Annotated in this window: 17 protein-coding genes; 11 read left to right on the top strand and 6 right to left on the bottom strand. The window is 61.0% G+C overall.

The annotated features are described in order from the left end of the window. Positions 1-23: 23 nt before the first annotated feature. From BM151_RS19835 to BM151_RS19815, 5 genes are all read left to right on the top strand, one after another. Complete coding sequence (locus BM151_RS19835; protein WP_051130673.1) at positions 24-563, top strand: multiubiquitin domain-containing protein; 540 nt, start codon at positions 24-26, stop codon at positions 561-563. Then, the gene (locus tag BM151_RS19830; RefSeq protein ID WP_040403102.1) at positions 560-940 is read left to right on the top strand and encodes an E2/UBC family protein; all 381 of its coding nucleotides are present in this window, start codon (positions 560-562) and stop codon (positions 938-940) included. Before BM151_RS19835 ends, BM151_RS19830 begins: the two co-directional genes overlap by 4 nt. After that, positions 937-2346, top strand: coding sequence for a ThiF family adenylyltransferase (locus BM151_RS19825; RefSeq protein ID WP_009574181.1), 1410 nt, complete (start codon positions 937-939; stop codon positions 2344-2346). Before BM151_RS19830 ends, BM151_RS19825 begins: the two co-directional genes overlap by 4 nt. Before the next feature lie 8 nt (positions 2347-2354). Then, positions 2355-2711 (top strand): ubiquitination-like system serine protease family protein, encoded by a 357-nt coding sequence (locus tag BM151_RS19820; protein ID WP_090062982.1) that lies wholly within the window; start codon positions 2355-2357, stop codon positions 2709-2711. A gap of 82 nt (positions 2712-2793) precedes the next feature. Further along, positions 2794-3480: a helix-turn-helix domain-containing protein gene (locus tag BM151_RS19815; RefSeq protein WP_040403100.1), complete on the top strand. Its 687-nt coding sequence runs from the start codon at positions 2794-2796 to the stop codon at positions 3478-3480. Positions 3481-3561: 81 nt separating this feature from the next. Here the strand turns inward: BM151_RS19815 and BM151_RS19810 are convergent, their stop codons facing one another. The 5 genes from BM151_RS19810 to BM151_RS19790 all read right to left on the bottom strand — a co-directional run bounded on the left by BM151_RS19810 (position 3562) and on the right by BM151_RS19790 (position 7206). Then, on the bottom strand, positions 3562-4017 hold the full coding sequence (locus BM151_RS19810; RefSeq protein ID WP_009574178.1) for a hypothetical protein: 456 nt from the start codon (positions 4015-4017) through the stop codon (positions 3562-3564). 183 nt (positions 4018-4200) lie between these two features. Continuing rightward, the gene (locus BM151_RS19805; protein WP_007803314.1) at positions 4201-5313 is read right to left on the bottom strand and encodes a Fic family protein; all 1113 of its coding nucleotides are present in this window, start codon (positions 5311-5313) and stop codon (positions 4201-4203) included. A 120-nt stretch (positions 5314-5433) separates the two neighbouring features. After that, positions 5434-5673 (bottom strand): hypothetical protein, encoded by a 240-nt coding sequence (locus tag BM151_RS19800; RefSeq protein ID WP_043754644.1) that lies wholly within the window; start codon positions 5671-5673, stop codon positions 5434-5436. A gap of 161 nt (positions 5674-5834) precedes the next feature. Further along, the gene (locus BM151_RS19795) at positions 5835-6476 is read right to left on the bottom strand and encodes a hypothetical protein (RefSeq protein WP_040545943.1); all 642 of its coding nucleotides are present in this window, start codon (positions 6474-6476) and stop codon (positions 5835-5837) included. A gap of 10 nt (positions 6477-6486) precedes the next feature. Then, positions 6487-7206: a ParA family protein gene (locus BM151_RS19790; protein WP_007803318.1), complete on the bottom strand. Its 720-nt coding sequence runs from the start codon at positions 7204-7206 to the stop codon at positions 6487-6489. 547 nt (positions 7207-7753) lie between these two features. Between BM151_RS19790 and mobC the strand changes: the two genes are divergently transcribed. From mobC to BM151_RS19775, 3 genes are read left to right on the top strand one after another with little or no spacing between them, the layout of a single operon-like run. After that, a complete protein-coding gene (gene mobC / locus BM151_RS19785) occupies positions 7754-8341 on the top strand; it encodes a plasmid mobilization relaxosome protein MobC (protein ID WP_090062979.1) in 588 nt (195 codons plus the stop codon). Beyond that, entirely contained in the window at positions 8328-10676 is a 2349-nt protein-coding gene (locus tag BM151_RS19780; protein ID WP_090062978.1) for a relaxase/mobilization nuclease domain-containing protein, read from the top strand. The genes mobC and BM151_RS19780 overlap by 14 nt, the downstream gene beginning before the upstream one ends. Next, positions 10669-12624 carry a type IV secretory system conjugative DNA transfer family protein gene (locus tag BM151_RS19775; RefSeq protein WP_090062975.1) on the top strand — a complete coding sequence of 652 codons (1956 nt, stop codon included), beginning with the start codon at positions 10669-10671 and terminating at the stop codon, positions 12622-12624. The genes BM151_RS19780 and BM151_RS19775 overlap by 8 nt, the downstream gene beginning before the upstream one ends. Positions 12625-12738: 114 nt before the next feature. On the opposite strand, the gene BM151_RS19770 is transcribed toward BM151_RS19775, so the two are convergent. After that, the gene (locus tag BM151_RS19770) at positions 12739-13638 is read right to left on the bottom strand and encodes a LysR family transcriptional regulator (RefSeq protein ID WP_090062972.1); all 900 of its coding nucleotides are present in this window, start codon (positions 13636-13638) and stop codon (positions 12739-12741) included. Positions 13639-13748: 110 nt separating this feature from the next. On the opposite strand from BM151_RS19770, the gene BM151_RS19765 reads away from it, so the two are divergent. From BM151_RS19765 to BM151_RS19755, 3 genes are read left to right on the top strand one after another with little or no spacing between them, the layout of a single operon-like run. After that, the gene (locus BM151_RS19765; protein ID WP_090062969.1) at positions 13749-14471 is read left to right on the top strand and encodes an SDR family oxidoreductase; all 723 of its coding nucleotides are present in this window, start codon (positions 13749-13751) and stop codon (positions 14469-14471) included. A gap of 27 nt (positions 14472-14498) precedes the next feature. After that, positions 14499-15083 (top strand): hypothetical protein, encoded by a 585-nt coding sequence (locus BM151_RS19760; protein WP_218151391.1) that lies wholly within the window; start codon positions 14499-14501, stop codon positions 15081-15083. Continuing rightward, positions 15083-15331 (top strand): Atu4866 domain-containing protein, encoded by a 249-nt coding sequence (locus BM151_RS19755; protein ID WP_177213235.1) that lies wholly within the window; start codon positions 15083-15085, stop codon positions 15329-15331. The genes BM151_RS19760 and BM151_RS19755 overlap by 1 nt, the downstream gene beginning before the upstream one ends. Positions 15332-15884: the final 553 nt, after the last annotated feature.

Here is a 15884-nt window from a genome sequence, read left to right as displayed (position 1 = left end):
AGACAAGAAAAGGATTTGCTGCCATGACTACCGAACAGATGGAAATCGAAGATCTCCAGGCCGCCCTGAAGGCCGGCCGCAAGCCCCGCGACCACGGACCCTACAAGGTCAAAGTCGGCGACCACGACCTGAAGTTCACCGACGCCGTCATCGACGATCCGACGCCCACCGGCCGCCAGATCATCGAGGGGGCCGACTTCCGTAAGGCCGAGGAACACCTCGTGTTCCAGGTGCTGCGCAACGGTGAACTTGAAGAACTGCGCCTCGAGGAAACCACGGATCTGCGCCCTGGCCAGGTCGAGCGCTTCCTGGTCTTCCCGAGCGCGGAATCCTTCCGCTTCGACATCGATGGCAAACGCCTCGAGTGGGGCCACAAGGTCATCAGCGGGCGCGTGCTCAAGAAGCTGGCCGGGGTCGATCCCGCGAAGTTCGCCGTCTGGCAGGTGATCCCCGGCAAGGATGACATCCTGGTCGGCGACACCGATCTGATCTGCCTCGCGGATGCTGGCCTGGAGCACTTCTTCACCGGCGTGCCCCAGACCACGGAAGGGGGTGCGGCATGAGCCTCCTCCCCCGTCAGGATCGCCTCTACCTCGAGGGTCGCGGCATCACCGTTCGCGAGGTCATCGAAGGCGGAAAGAAGGGCGTGATCCTCACCGGGATCACGCTGCCGGAAGGCAAGTATCAGGTCGCCCAGGTGGATATCCTGATCCTGCTGCCGCCCTCGTATCCCGAGGTCGCCCCCGACATGTTCTACGCCGTGCCGCATCTGAAGCTCCTTGCCGGCCAGCGTGAGCCCCGCTGCACGCAGGCACGCCAGGCCTTTGATGGCCAGAACTGGCAGCGCTGGTCTCGCCATAACAACCAGTGGCGTCCCGGCACCGACGGCATCTGGACCATGCTGAAGCGGGTCGAAGAGGCCCTGGAGGTGGCGGCATGAAGCGCAGCGACATCACCCTCCACGCCCGTCACCGCGACAAGCTGCAGGCGCTGCTCGCGCACCCCCGTGGGCACGAGGGCGCCGCCTACATGCTGCTCGGCAAAAGCGAGATCGCGCAGGACCCCTGGGACCTCGAGCCGCGGACCCGTTACACCTCCTACGAGGTCATCGCGATCCCGCAGGAGGACCGCGTCGATGCCAGCGACAAGCACGTCACCTGGAATACCAACTCCTTCGCCCAGCTCTGTCGCCGGGCCAAGGAGGAAGGCCTGGTGCCGGCGATCGTTCATAGTCACCCGGGAGGCTTCGACGGTTTCTCGGACCAGGACGATCGCAACGAGCGCGACCTCTTCACCATGGCTCGGAACCGTAACGGCGAGGGGACACGCTTGGTGAGCGTCGTGCAAGTCGGTGACGGCCTCTACCGGGCACGGGTCTGGGAAGACGACATGGCACCCTTGCCCTGTCACCGCGTGACCGTCATCGGCATTCGGCTCGAGATCCAGTCGACCGACGTGCCGACCCCGTCGGAAGCCTTGGCCCGGCAGGCACTGGCCTTCGGGCCGGAGGTCAACGGACTCCTCAAACAGCTCTCCGTTGCCGTGGTCGGCTGCGGCGGCACCGGCAGCCCGGTGGTCCATCTCCTCGCTCGCCTCGGCGTGGGGCGCATCTTGGTCATCGACGATGACGTGGTCGAGCATTCCAACCTGAACCGCCTGTATGGCGCGACCCGAAAGGATGCCGAAAACGCGGTGCCCAAGGTCGACGTCATGGCGCGCGAGGTGACGATGATGGGCCTCGACGTCGAGATCCGGTCGATGAACGGCTGGGTGGATGCGCCGCATATCCGTGACGCGCTGAAATCCTGCGACGTCATCTTCGGATGCACGGACGATCACGCCGGGCGCCTCTACCTGAACCGCGTGGCGCACTTCTACCTGATCCCGGTCATCGATGTCGGGCTGGTCCTCATGCCCCGTGACGATGGTGAGCCCGGCCTCCTCGAGATGGCCGCGCGGGTCAGCGTGCTGTTTCCCACGTCGGCGTGCCACGGCTGCCGCGGCACAGTCGATCGCGTCAGGGCTCGCGAGGAGGACCTCCAGCGATCGGACCCCGCCGAATATGAACGGCAGAAGACCGAAGCCTACGTCCGCGGCGGAGGTAATCCCGCGCCGGCCGTCGTGACCTTCACCTCCGAGGCCGCCACCATGGCAGTGAACGAACTTCTTGCCGGTCTCGTCGACTTCCGCGGCGGCGGTGGATGGACATGGCAACGCTATCGCAAGCTCGACAAGGGTTTAGAGCGTTCGCAGGCGGCGCAGCCCCGGTCCGACTGCCCGGTCTGCGGCAGCGAGGAATACTGGGGTCTCGGCGACATCGATCCGTTCCTGGATCGCATCGGGTGAGCGGGATGATGATCGACATTCTGCGGAAGAGCCTCGAGCTCTTCCGCCTCATTCCACGAAGTGATCTGCTTGCCAGGGTAACACCCACACACCCGACGCCGGATCAGATCGTGCCGGGGGAGATGACCATCGTGCGCGATGGCGTCGACAAATGGGCCTGCTTCCACTGCCCTGGTGGGTGCGGCGAGACCATCAAACTGTCCCTCAGCAAGAACCGGAGGCCCAGGTGGACGGCCATGTCAGACTGGCTGAGGCGCCCGACCATCTCGCCGTCGGTCCGCCAGACGAACGAATGCCGGTGTCACTTCTGGATCCGGCAGGGGCGGATTGACTGGTGCAAGGACAGCGGCCCCGGGGCGGGATAACAGTCGAGCGTTCGGGTTGCGTTCGGGGCCCCCCCAGAGCCGGCGTGCCATGCTATTCCTGTCAGCAACATGGAGTGATCTGATGGAAACGATGGAACGAGACGCCGAGTATATCGCCAACCAGTGCAAGTATATCCGCAAGATGTTCTCTCTAACCCAGGAGAACCTTGCGGACACCTCCGGGTTGACGGTCCGCACGATCCAGAAGGTGGAAAGCGGACGGCACGTGCCCGAGGTGCAGACCTTGCGAAGCCTCGCGCGCGGCCTCGGGTTCGACATCAAGGTCTTCTCCAAGCCCACCCCCGAGGAGGAGAAGCGCCAGCAGGAAGAAATGGAGCGCGCGCTGAAAAAGACGGTGCTTGTGCCCACGTCCCCCATCAGGAAGCCCAACGACTTCTATTCCCGTAACCGCGAATGGCACGGGCTCCTGATCAACGCCGGCGCGGTGGAGGCCGGCAATGCCCTCGAACTGACTGCCGCGATTTCGGACTGGATGACCGATCTGGACGGGATCTGGGATATGAGCAGCGCCGGCCAGCGGCTTGAGTATTCGGCCGCGATCTCTGCGCTGTGTCTCGAGTTGGAGGGCCTCGGATATCTCATGCACTTCGGTCACTTCCGACAGCAGCACATGCACGACAAGGGGATGATCCTGGATATCGGGATGATCACCTTTCTTCCGAAGGCCGGCCACGACGGCGTCCGCTACGGCATCGTCACCCTGGAAGACCCGTGGGAGGTTCCAGAACAGGATCGCCCCAAGCTGTGATTTGTTCTCGACGGGCCTCTCTGTCTGGTCATGACCATCATCTGCACGTCTGTCGCAGGCCTGGCCATATCGGCCGGGCCTCTACTTTTCAGAGCTGACCGTCATGAGACGACAGGCGAGCTCACGGTCGCCCCATCGGGCCGCGAAGGCCTCGCTTGTCGAGAACCAGCCGCCATCGTCGCCCTGGCCGTGGTTGGCCCCCATACAGGAACACTGGCACTCATGGCCGATGGCGTTCATGCAGGCCGGAGCGCAGATCTCCTGCTCCCGGTAGGGTTGGATGACATAGATCAGGCCCCAGCGGCGAAGACAGCGGTTCACGAGGTCATTGAACCATGCCTTGGGACTCTCCCAGCATCCCAGTGCCGAGTTCCAGCTTGGCCGGATACGCCGGCCATTCCTGAGCCAGGCATAGTTGTCGTCCGCATAAGGAAGGCGGACCCTGACCCGTTCGCCCTTGCCGTCACGGCGAAGCGCGACAGGGATTGTCTTCTGGTTCCATGCCGCCTTCAGGCGGCCTTCGTCCTGTATCGTCATGCTCGTTGCAGCTCAAACAGGCTGAATCCGGGGAAGCATTCTCAATAAAGCGCTACTTGGAGCTATTTTACCGCGCTGGTTTTTTCAGATTCTTAGCTAGCCCGATTCAAATATCAATAGGGCAAAAAAATTACATAAAACGAATTATCGGATTTTTTATAAATTGTTGTTTTCATGCAATTTTTATTCACTCCAGTCGAGTTTCAACCAGTATCGCGTGTGCCTCCGCTCGCCGGTTCGAGCGAGCACGCCCTTCTCGACCAGATCCTGCAGATCGCGGGTCGCGGTCGCGCGTGAGGTTCCGGTGATCTTGAGGTAGTTGTCGGCGCTGAGGCCGCCTTTGAAACCGCCAGGGCCTTCCCGCAACATTCGAGCGATGGCCTTGGCCTGGCGTTCGTTCAAGTGGTCTCTGTGACGATCGTAGAAGTGTGCCTTGCTGATGAAGAAGCCGACGCGGTCGAGTGTTGCCTGTTGGGCTTTCAAGACAACTTCCGCGAACCAGACGAGCCAATCGGTCACATCGAGCGTTTTTTGATGCTGCTCGAGCTGGTCGTAGTATGCCTTGCGCTGCTTCTCGATGGTGAAGGCGAGCGAGATGAGGGTCGGCTGGCCAATATTCTGCGCCAGCGACTTTTCAGCGAGGGCGCGACCCAAGCGTCCGTTGCCGTCTTCGAATGGGTGGATGCTCTCGAAATAGAGGTGGCTTAGCCCTGCGCGCGTCAGCGCTGGAAGCGGCTCTGCTCCCCCCGGCCCGGTCTTGTTGTACCAATCCGCGTATCGCTCCATCTCAGGCATGACCCGCTCCGAGGGCGGCGCTTCGAAATGGATCGTGGGCCGGTCAAGGCGGCCGGAAACGATTTGCATCGCCTCGGCGTGTTGTCGGTAGGCCCCGATGGTTTCCAACCGACTGTCATGGGACAGGAGCATTCGATGCCAGCGGTACAGCGTCTCATGGGTCAGCGGCTCTGCAAAACTGGAATAGACGTCGACCATCATTTCCGCGACGCCCTGTTCGCGCGGTTTGGCAGGGTAGCTGTCCGGATCGAGGCCCAGATGGCGGCGCAACGAAGACTGGACACTGAGCCGGTCGAGGATTTCACCCTCGATGGCGCTCGTCTGCATTGCTTCCTCGCTGAGCAGTTCGATGCGGAGTTGCTCGCGCTCCGGCTGGCTGACATGATGGACCGCGCCGAGGATTTCTCCGGACGACAGCAGGAACGTCTGCTCAAACGGCTCCAGCGCGGAGGCGTCATACCGGAAATCCGGCCAATCAGGCAGCGTCCAGTTCCAAGCCATGAGTTATAGATATCCTTTCTATAACTCACAGATAGATCACTTTTGAGGCATAGAAGTCAACTCTATCGCTCAAAGGACCTGCGGGATGGGATGACCCACAAACCGACGCGAGGCCTTGAGCTAGGCCTTTTCAAGGTGCGTCAGATCTTGCTGACGCGGTCTGGGGGTCTTCGGATCGACTGGGTTCTGTTCCGTCGCTTGAATGAATGGTTCATAGCGAACGTCCGCCATGGCGCCGTCGAACCAGGCAGGCTGCACGTCGCCATTGTTCCATTGGTACAGGTAGCCAACCAGATTTTCAGATGTCTTGCAGAGGATGCGCATGATCGGTTCGCCAGTCAGGCGGGGCTTCGTGTTCATAATGCGTTCCTCCTAAATGGACCTCGTAACTCGTCACCACTGAGGTCTGAAAATCTATATGACGCTCAATAGCGCCACGTTTTCCGCAACTGCAAGGCGAGCTTCTGCCGTTGGGCGAAAATCCACCGGCGAAATGCAAGTTATCTTTTCAGATAGATCTCTTACGGTGTGTGCTGCTCATGCGGCGATGCAGCGCGAACGGCAATTTCTTCCAAGATTTTGTCGATCTCGCCCCATATGCGTGGTTCCACTTGGCCGCGGATCAGAGCCCATTTACTCAAGACGTCGAGGGGGTCGTGGTCCCGAAGGAGCATACCCAGGCTGGCCGCATCGACTGCCAGTGATGTCCGGGCCTGCCACTGCGTGTTTCGAGTGCGCCGCTCCTCAGCAATTGGCGCGAAGACCGGCGACAGTTGCCAGCCTTTGACTGCACGGCGCAGGGCGGCACGCACCACATGTGCCGGCTCAACACCACAAGTTTCCAGCGCTGCTTCCTGTCGTTCGAGTGCGTTGACCCTGATGTCGATCTTCCGGGTCGGGCTCAAAGCTCGTGCCGAAACGGGAGCTCTCAGGCTGGTATGCGGGTCAGAGCTTTCCGCGGTGACTTGGTGCGGCGCCACGGCACTTTTCGGCGCACGCTCTGACTCGTGCCGATCAGCGCCAACGTCAGCGACTGGGGTGCCTGTCTTTGTTGCTGTGACCTGTACCTCTTCCTCCTTCTCGGGAACCTCGCGGTCACCCTGTTGCAGGGTGGCGGCGTAGGCTGGGTCGGGCCTAGTGATGGTCGGGATCTTCTTGCGCAATCGACTGTCCTCACGCAGCAAGAATGTTGTTGAGAATGTCCGTCGCCTCCTCAAGCGCCTCGACGACATGACGTACATGTGGACGCATAAGGGGGTTCGGATCGGATTGCTTTTCCAGCGCCAAGGCGTGGAGAAGCCCCTTCTGATCCATCTCCTTGTAAGTGTTTCGTCGCATCATGACGGTCTCAATCACCGGAAAACGGGTGAGCGCTTCTTCAATCAGGGCGGCGTCAGCACGGGTCGTTTTCGGGTCGACCATGTTGAGGACGACGTGGTGGCGCGGAAGGCTGGAGGGGTCGTCAACACGGGATTTCAGTTTCTCAAACCAATCAGAAGTCTGCGCTCCGACATCGAAATCAGACGTCGACAGCATGACGGGCGTCACGATGTGGTCCGCAAGCACCGCAATGCCGTCTGACCATTCGGCACCGACCCCTGCGGTATCGATGAAGATGAAGTCTGCCGTGCCTGCCATGTAGACCTGATTGATCTGATCCTCGACACCCGCCACGCTTTCGACGGTGACCGAGCAGAGAAGCGGCGAACTCAGCCCACCGGTTTCCGCCCGAGCATGCCAGGCACCGAGTACTCTCGTGCTGTCCGTGTCGATCAACATCACTCTGCGTCCGGCGGCGATCGCGGCGCTGATCAAGGCGCGCGAAAGCGTCGTTTTTCCACTGCCCCCTTTCCGGGCCATCGCTGCGATCACCACAAGATTTTCGTTCGGCATTCTGATCCTCCGCAAAAATAGTGAATCGCAACGATAATACCCAAATGTCGCTAAACGCATGAGGCGGAGGGGTCAAGCAGAAGTCGGGATGCGACCCGCGTTTGGCATGCAGCGGGCGGCGTTGTGCGATGACCGTGCGACGTCTGCCGTGGCGCCATCAGCATTCGCCGCGGGGCATCACACACCCTCCAAGTGTCGGGATACGCTTGGCGATGCGCTTCGGACAGAATGCAGGTGACGGTTAGCGCGCTCCAGACGACGGGAGGCAGTCTCGCGTATGTCGTTCTGCGGGTGACGCGAGCCGGTTAGCACGCAGCAAAACCCGTCTTGCGGGGTGCAAGAGACGGGGCGCGAAAGACGCGATGCGCGATGCGGAGACCGCATCGCGTGGTGCAATGAGCGCGACGCGCGATCCATTTGACAAAGGACGGAAAATCGCCCCTGCAGGGCGATTTTCTACATTGAGTACAAGCCCGCCGACTCCACTTGCGTTGGGAGTCGGCGGGCTTGTACGAAGTTGGCAAGAAATAGGAACGTTAACTTCAAAATGCCCCGCCGCCGCAGACTGTCAGAGATCGAACGATCGACCATCGCCCAAGAGCGCCGGAACGGCGTCTCCGCGGCGGCATTGGCCGCGGGCTACGATGTCAGCCTGAAGACGATCTACAACGTGGTGAACCACCGGGATGAGCGTCAGACAGCGAACGGCAGCCGATCGCGGGTTGTGGGGATCCGGGTCTCGGACGACGACCTGCGCCGGTTCGACGCGGCGCTGTCGCGGCGCGGGATTGCGCACCGCTCGGATGCCATGCGCCGCCTGATGCTGGCGGCCGAAGGTGTTTTCCTGCCCGACGACGAGATGTGTGACGAGTTGCGCAACCTCGGCGCCGCTCTCAACCGGGTCGGCAACAACGTGAACCAGATCGCGCGACGTCTGAACGAGGCCAAGGTGCGGGGCGAGAGACTGTCCTACCCGGCCTCAAGTCACCGTGACGTCCGCGCCCTTGCGGGTCTGGTCTTCGATCTGGCCGACCAGGTCCAGGAGATGTCGCGTGCGCGGCGCAGCGTGCTGGACCTTGAGATCAGCTCTGCCCTAGCGGACCTCGCCGAGAGGGATGAGAATGGCGCGGAGTGACCGGGTCCGTGGCATCGACCCGGCGCTCTTTGACCGCGGCTGGAGCCGAGTTTCGGGATCTTGGCAGGGGCTTTCCAAGGGCGCGCAGATGGTTCGGGCCGCGCGCGGCTATTCGCCAGCGATCTTCAAGGCTATCTCGAAAGGGGGTTGCCACACCGGGGCGCAGCTACGGGCGCAGCTCACATATCTCACGACAAAGTCGACCCATATCCTCGACAGTCGCGGCACCCATGACGGGAAGAAGCAGCTCTCGGAAGCCGAGATCAACCGCGTGGCGCGGCGGTTCGAGAACCAGTGGAACGAGCGCTACAGCCCAAAGCTTGGCCATACGTCGCATCTGCTGATGGCATTCCCTGTTGGGACCAGTGGTGAAGAGGTGCGCGATATCACCCAGGCCGTCTGCGAGAAGTTCTTTCAAGGTGAGGGCTCGCAATTCGACTATATTGCTGCAATACACCAAGATCGCGCGCATCCACATGCGCATATCGTTCTGAACCGCCGCAGCAAGGATGGCGAAATGTTCTTTCTCGGGAAGGATCATCACTTCAACTACGACGCCTTTCGCGAGGCGATGGTCGAGGCGGCCCGGGTTCATGGGATCCGCCTTGAGGCGACGCGTCGTCTGGATCGCGGCGTCACGACCTACCGCGCCGAGATCGATGAAATCTACAAGGCTCGCGACGAAGGTCGTCCCCCAGTTGAGCGCCAGAGAACCGGCGCGGACCTGGGGGCCGCTCTGGAAACCGTCAGGCACAAGGCGTTGATCTACCGTGGGCTCGCGGCGGAGGCGTCACGTTCGAATTTCGACGACGTGGCCGAAGCGCTCGAGCGGGCCAGCACCATCCTTGCCAGTGGCGGTCAGATGCAAGCTGACGGAGCCATCTACATGTCCCAAGACGAAGCAGCGTTCGACACGCTGATCACCGAGTTTTCTCAGAACATTCGCCAGATCGAGGCGGCGATCGACAGGGCGCCGGCGGCCGAGAGGCCGGTGATCGAGCGCAAGCTGACCGACGTTCTGGCCTCGGTCGCGCATTTGAACCCGCTCGGGGATCGCTCCGCCGCCCTGGTCGATGCTCCGTCCCGGGACGGCATCTATGCAAGGCCAAACGCCAGTGAAGATCACCTCGCGCGTCTTGACGATGGAGAGGTGGCACCAAAGCTGGCCGAAGCGTTGCAAGGCACGGGCATCGATGCCGAGGCTGTGGCCGCGCGCCTGCGGGAGGGGGCAGGCAATGCCGCATTGGAGCGCCAGTGGCTGGCACAGGATCTGCAGGGGATTGCCAAAGCAAGCGACCTCGATCTGGAGAAATCTGCGGACCGGGAAGACGCGCTCGACCGGCTGGAAGCCGTGCATGTTCGGCTGGGCGATGTTTTGACCGATGTACGCGTCCTGCGCGCGCCAACCGAGGTCGACGAGGTGGATGACGCTGAGGCAGCGCTTGGTGAACGGTTGACGACACCTGGGAGTGATCTCGCGCAAGATGGGTCCGACATCTTTGCCCCATCGGAGCGGCAGGCGTTCAGAGCGCTGGTGGCGCAGTTCCGCCGGACGGATTTCGATCATCCGTTCTCCGACGACCCGTCCGTCCGGCGGGCAGGTGCCGTGGAGGTTGAAGAGGCCCGCGTCGCGTTCGACGCCTATGCGCAGAGATCTCCGCAGCATGCCGAATTGGCCTCGATGGCTTGGGAACAGATAACTGACAGTCGAATGCCGCCGCAATATGCGGTATCGGAGCAGGACCGCACGCTGCATGCTGGCGACATGGACCTCGCCTTGCGGGATCCTTCGGATCATCTCGGTCCGATCACGGAAGAGCTCCGCACCCTCGCCCGCTATCGCACGGAGATGCCGGATGATGAATTCGGGCAGGCCGTTAGGGGCGAAATCAATCACCTTCGTTCGATCGGTGCGTCGCGTGCCTATATCAGCGAGCGCAGTTTCGAGATTGAGGACCAGGCGCGACAAGACTACGCCGAGCGCCGGTATCTGGAAGAGACAGCGCCAACCGTCATGGCCTTTGTGCGAAACGCCGAAGGCGTGGCCCCGCTCTCCGAGGCAGAGCAGCAGGACATCGTCCAACAGGTCAACGACCGACTAGGCCCCGACGCAATCGACGCGCTGCGGGCCGGCAATGCAGAAGTTCTCGACAAGTTCACGGAGGATCCGCTGCGCCAGCTGGAGCTCGCCAGGACTTATCTTCAAAGCAGCGAGGTCACTGCGCACGGTCCGGCGATGGAGCGCGTTCTAGATGCATTGGCCGAAGAGCAGATCGAGGCGCAGCGCGCGCGCCACGCCGCGGCACATGGTGAGAAGGGGATCACCCATGGATAAAGGCAAGATCGCCATCGGAGTGTTGAGCCTCGTGCTGGTCGGCCTCGCCATGGGCTATGTCGTGGCGACTGGGTTTGTCATGTTCCGCTATGGGCTTTCACCCACGCGTTTCGACGTCACCCTGCTCGCCCGCGAATATCGGGGTCTGTCTCAGTCTGCGCCGAAGGACTTCCTCTGGGTGAACCTCATCCTCGGCGGCTTCGGCCTGGCATCGCTGATGCTGAGCGTCACGCTTCTGGGGGAAGCATTGACTCGCTTCGGGACGACGCATTGGCAGACTCGCAGCGAGATGAAGAGGAACGGTTTCTTTGCCAAGCCCGGCGGCGGCTTCCTTCTGGGCAAGCTCGGCTCCCCGAAAACCAAGCGCCCGTTCCTAGTCTCAAAAACCTTCCCCCACGCGCTGATCGTTGCGCCAACGGGCCGGGGCAAGGGCGTGGGTTTCGTGATCCCGAACCTGCTGACCTATAAGGGCTCGGCCGTGGTTCTCGACGTGAAAGGCGAGAACTTCCGCGAGACCTCGCGCTTCCGCGCCAGCATGGGCGACAAGGTGTTCCGCTTCGCGCCTACCGACTGGGACCGCCCGACCCACCGTTACAACCCGCTGGTCCGTATCGCAGCCATGACTAACCCCGATCGGCAGCAGATGGAGTTGAAGCTCACCGCCAAGCTCTTCCTGCAGACCGACAACGAAAAGCTGAGCGGCCTTCTTGCTGGCGGCATCGATCTCTTCGTGGCGGCCGGCCTTCTGGCCTTTGAACGTGGCGTGCCGACCATTGGCGAGATCTACCGCATCACCGCCTCGGGCGGCGACAAGCAGAAGGAGTATCTCAAACGTGCGCATGAGGTGAAGAACACCTCGGCCAAGCTGATCTTCGAGCGCATGGCCTCGACCAACAACGACACCCTGACCTCGTACCTATCGCTCCTGATGACCTCGGGTCTCGACACCTGGGACAACCGTGCCATCGACGCGGCCACCGCGACCTCGGATTTCTCCTTCCGGGACATCCGGCGGCGGCCACACGCGATCTATCTCGTTGTCGAGTCCGAGATGATCCGCCCGCTGGCCCCGCTGATCCGGCTGTTTTTCTCCGACCTAATCGCATCGCTCCAGGCGCAGGAGCCGGGGGACGACGAGCCTTGGCCGGTGATGATCATGCTCGACGAATTCGACCGGCTCGGGAAGATGCCAATCGTCGCCGAGAGCATCAAGACGCTGCGCTCCTTCGGCGGGAACCTCGCCATCGTCACCCAAACCATCCCGGCGCTGGACGAGATCTATGGTGAAAACACCCGCAGGTCGCTGCAGGGCGGCGCCGGCGTGAAACTCTACCTCACCCCCTCCGAGCAGAAGACCATCGAGGAGCTCAGCCAGGCTGTCGGCAAGACCACCAAACGCGTGGTGACCCGGTCGCGCGCCGTCGGGCGCAACCCGTTCGAGGGACGTAGCGTCTCTGAACGGACGGAGGACACGCCGCTCCTGACGGAAGACCAGGCCCGCCGCATGGACCTCGACGAGGTGATCCTTGTGATCGATGCGCAGATGCCGATCCGGGCTCGGCGGATCAAGTATTTCGAGGACCCGGCGCTGAAGGTTCTGCACGCCGGTCAATCGGGGAGTTTCCCGTATCCGGACGAGGACGGCCTGCGGCGGGATCGGCAGATGACCGAGACCCGCGAGACGGTGGAGAGGCTGAAGCAGGAACTGCAAGAGATGCGGGCGGCAAATGTCGCGCGGGACGTCGGCGCGAATGCGCCGAGCGCAAAGACGACTAATCCAGGGAGTTCAGGGAAAGCCCGCAGCCGAGCGGCTCGGGCTGCTGCGACAGGTGGTGGCCAGGGTCAGCTGTCACTTGATGTCGAGGGATTGGGGATCAGGGGTGCTAACCGGGCGGCGCTGGAATCCGCCGTTCAAACGACTAGGACGATAATTGCGGAGCATGGATGAGTTTCTCAACTGCGGACCTTCGCGCAAGGCGCGGCGAATAACGGCTCCGAGCCCACAACGACCGATGCTGTGCGGTAGATGAACGGCGGCTATTTGCAAACTGCCTATGGCACGTTATCCGATTGCGCGCCTATGTTGTCGCACGTGATCAACGAGCGCGCGCAGTTTCGGCGCCATGTTTCGCCGGTTCGGAAAGTACAGGTAGAACCCTGTGAACGGCGGCAGATAATCTTGTAGAAGAGACACAAGCTCGCCGCGCTCAAGATAAGGACGTAGCGTCTCTTCGGTCGCAAAAGTAATGCCTCCGCCAGCTATCGTCGTTCGGATCATCGTAAGCAGATCGTTGGTGGTGATCTGCGGATCGACTGCGACATCGAAGGCGCGACCGTTCTCTTCAAATTCCCATCTGTACGGCGCGACCCCGGGAGTGGGACGCCATCCGATGCAGCGGTGGTTGGCCAGATCACTGGGGTGCTGCGGCACGCCATGAATTTCGAGATAAGAGGGTGCCGCAACGACGGCCTCGCGCTGATCTCCGGTCAAGGAGACCGCGATCATATCTTGCTCGATCACCTCGCCCAACCTGACACCCGCATCAAAACCGGCGGCTACAATGTCAAACTCGTCATCTGTGACCGTGATGTCGATGGTGACCTCCGGACATGCTTCTGCAAAGGATGCGATCAAAGGTCCGGACAGAAACTGCTCGGCGATGGAGGTTGCCGCGATCCGTAGCAGACCGCGCGGGGCGGTGGTGCTCATCACCTCTTCCACTGCCGATTGCACATCCGCCAACGGCTGTATCAATGAATCGCGCAATTGTTCGCCCGCTTCGGTCAGGCGCACGCTGCGTGTGGTTCGGGTGACAAGCGCTATACCAAAATTATCTTCAAGCCGCCTGACTCCCTGACTGACGGCCGAGCGGGTGACGCCTAGCCGGTCGGCAGCCGCGCGGAAATTCGCCTCTTCGGCGACCGCCAGAAACAGGGTCAACAGGTTCAGATCAAATGCCATTGTCGCTTTCTGCTAACCAACGAGGTTAACAATGAGAGGATACCGACGACAATCAGCTGCGTCTACCTTCCGGTTGTGACTTGAAGACTTCAACCTGAAAGGAGCAATACATGGACAAGGTTATTTTGATCACGGGTGCATCCAGCGGCATTGGCGCTGCTCTTGCGCGAGAGATCGGTTCCACCGGGGCACGCCTTCTGCTCGGCGCACGTAGGCTGGACCGGATCGAGGCACTGGCCGCTGAAATCCGGGAAACCGGTGGGATCGCACACGCCGTGTCGCTCGATGTCACCGATCGCAAAGCCGTGACGGCATTTGCCGATGAAGCGGTCAACCGCTGGGGCCGCATCGACGTGCTCATCAACAATGCTGGGGTCATGCCACTTTCGCCGCTCGCCGCGGGCAAGTTCGACGAATGGGAGACCATGGTAGACGTCAACATAAAGGGCGTTCTGTGGGGCATTGGGGCCGTATTGCCGATGATGACTCGGCAACGCTCTGGCCAGATCATCAATCTCGGATCAATCGGTGGGTTCCGCGTTGTTCCAACGGCTGCCGTCTATAGCGCAACCAAGTTCGCGGTCCGGGCCCTTTCTGAGGGCTTGCGTCAGGAAAGCGACACGATCCGCGTGACCTGTGTGCAGCCCGGCGTTGTCGAATCCGAACTAGCCTCGACCATCACCGACCCGGAAACCGCCAAGGCGATGGCGCAGTGGCGACAAGTAGCACTTCAGCCTGCGGATATCGCCGTGGCCGTGAGGCATGTCATCGAAGCACCGGAGGGTGTCGACACAAGCGAGATTACCATCCGGCCGACAGCATCGGCCAACTGAAACCCTCTCATACCCAAAGGAAAAAACATGTTCAAACACAAGACTCAAAAACTGGCACTTGCTGCCTCCTCGATGATGGCAGCGGTCGTCCTTGCAACTGCCAGCCCGGTTCTGGCGCAGGGCAACGCCTGTCCAAAGGACGGCCCGGATGCGCCGCTGGCCCTCCATGCCGACTGGATCATGGACGGATGGGAGCGCCGCGAGGGCGACCCCGATTTTGTCTTCACGAACAAGATGGCACGCTACTACGATCTCGAAGACCCCGCTGGTGTGTTCTACGACAACTTCGCACCGGGCGAGACCCAACTTTTCCGCAATGGTGTCCGATATGGCGCCAACTGGGAAGACTTGCAAAATGCTGCGCGGTCTATTCGGCACGGTTTGACCGATGGTTACGAACAGATGGTCGATGACAACGTCGCTTCAACCACGCTGGGATTCGTCGGCTTGATCGACCGACTGGACGGTGAGGAGATCGCCTTTGATGGCCGCTCCCAGCTGGGGTGGAAATGCGACGGCGGCGCATGGAAAATCCGCCACGAGCTCAACTATGCTTGGGTCGTTGAACCCAAGGAGATCGCTTCTTTTCTGGAACAACCGAAGGCGAAATGATGGCTGAGGCAGACGCGACCCACCGCTATGTGGGCATGTGGATCACACAAGACGGCCGAATTCGGCATGAGCTTCTGGCAAACGGTCGTTACGTGGAAGCCCGTGGAACACGGGAGCGTGCCTATCTTGGCCGCTATGACATCACGGGTGACCACATTGAGTACTGGGACGACACCGGTTTCACGGCGGACGGCGATTTCATCGACGGCGTCCTGCATCACGCTGGCATGATCCTATATCGAAAGTAGTCTGTAAGGGTCGCACATGCCGCCAGATTGCAGGCAGGTGGGTGGGTTCTGAATCGCTCACCTGTCGCAATGTCACGTCAGTCGGATGGTTCCTCCTCTATGATGTCTAATGTGAGAACGGGCAGAATTCCACCCTAAGGTCCGCCCCGCCATTGAGGTCTATGTGGCGACTTCATTGGCAGAGCCCTGACTACCGGGTGCTGCACAGCATACAAAGGTCCGCCACGCACAGCGACTGGGGCTTCGATCAAAATTGGCTGTAAAGAATGAAACTTGGATTTCCGCTACTCTGCATGATCAACAACAATGCGACATTCTGTGAACCCGATTGTTGCGGCATTGCAGTATACGACTTTTCGCCGTTTAATAGTGCTTCATTTCTTTTGCGGTATACGGGGCGCATCGATCAAAGCGATCTGGACCTGATCAGAAATCAACTCTTGTCCTTGGATGCCAATTACGGATCGGCAGGAGCCAGTCGGATTAGATGCACGCTCGACGTAAATGAACCAGATTGTCTCCGGATATGACATCAGTGCCTTGGTACGCACCA

Source organism: Celeribacter neptunius, assembly GCF_900113955.1.
Taxonomy (GTDB): Bacteria; Pseudomonadota; Alphaproteobacteria; order Rhodobacterales; family Rhodobacteraceae; genus Celeribacter; species Celeribacter neptunius.
Note: the sequence above shows the minus strand (reverse complement) of the source record. Positions and strands in the feature narration are given on the sequence as shown.

Coding starts and splice junctions, on each gene's coding strand:
- BM151_RS19835 (WP_051130673.1), top strand. CDS start 24: ATGACTACCGAACAGATGGAAATCGAAGATCTCCAGGCCGCCCTGAAG.
- BM151_RS19830 (WP_040403102.1), top strand. CDS start 560: ATGAGCCTCCTCCCCCGTCAGGATCGCCTCTACCTCGAGGGTCGCGGC.
- BM151_RS19825 (WP_009574181.1), top strand. CDS start 937: ATGAAGCGCAGCGACATCACCCTCCACGCCCGTCACCGCGACAAGCTG.
- BM151_RS19820 (WP_090062982.1), top strand. CDS start 2,355: ATGATCGACATTCTGCGGAAGAGCCTCGAGCTCTTCCGCCTCATTCCA.
- BM151_RS19815 (WP_040403100.1), top strand. CDS start 2,794: ATGGAAACGATGGAACGAGACGCCGAGTATATCGCCAACCAGTGCAAG.
- BM151_RS19810 (WP_009574178.1), bottom strand. CDS start 4,017: ATGACGATACAGGACGAAGGCCGCCTGAAGGCGGCATGGAACCAGAAG.
- BM151_RS19805 (WP_007803314.1), bottom strand. CDS start 5,313: ATGGCTTGGAACTGGACGCTGCCTGATTGGCCGGATTTCCGGTATGAC.
- BM151_RS19800 (WP_043754644.1), bottom strand. CDS start 5,673: ATGAACACGAAGCCCCGCCTGACTGGCGAACCGATCATGCGCATCCTC.
- BM151_RS19790 (WP_007803318.1), bottom strand. CDS start 7,206: ATGCCGAACGAAAATCTTGTGGTGATCGCAGCGATGGCCCGGAAAGGG.
- mobC (WP_090062979.1), top strand. CDS start 7,754: ATGCCCCGCCGCCGCAGACTGTCAGAGATCGAACGATCGACCATCGCC.
- BM151_RS19780 (WP_090062978.1), top strand. CDS start 8,328: ATGGCGCGGAGTGACCGGGTCCGTGGCATCGACCCGGCGCTCTTTGAC.
- BM151_RS19775 (WP_090062975.1), top strand. CDS start 10,669: ATGGATAAAGGCAAGATCGCCATCGGAGTGTTGAGCCTCGTGCTGGTC.
- BM151_RS19770 (WP_090062972.1), bottom strand. CDS start 13,638: ATGGCATTTGATCTGAACCTGTTGACCCTGTTTCTGGCGGTCGCCGAA.
- BM151_RS19765 (WP_090062969.1), top strand. CDS start 13,749: ATGGACAAGGTTATTTTGATCACGGGTGCATCCAGCGGCATTGGCGCT.
- BM151_RS19760 (WP_218151391.1), top strand. CDS start 14,499: ATGTTCAAACACAAGACTCAAAAACTGGCACTTGCTGCCTCCTCGATG.
- BM151_RS19755 (WP_177213235.1), top strand. CDS start 15,083: ATGGCTGAGGCAGACGCGACCCACCGCTATGTGGGCATGTGGATCACA.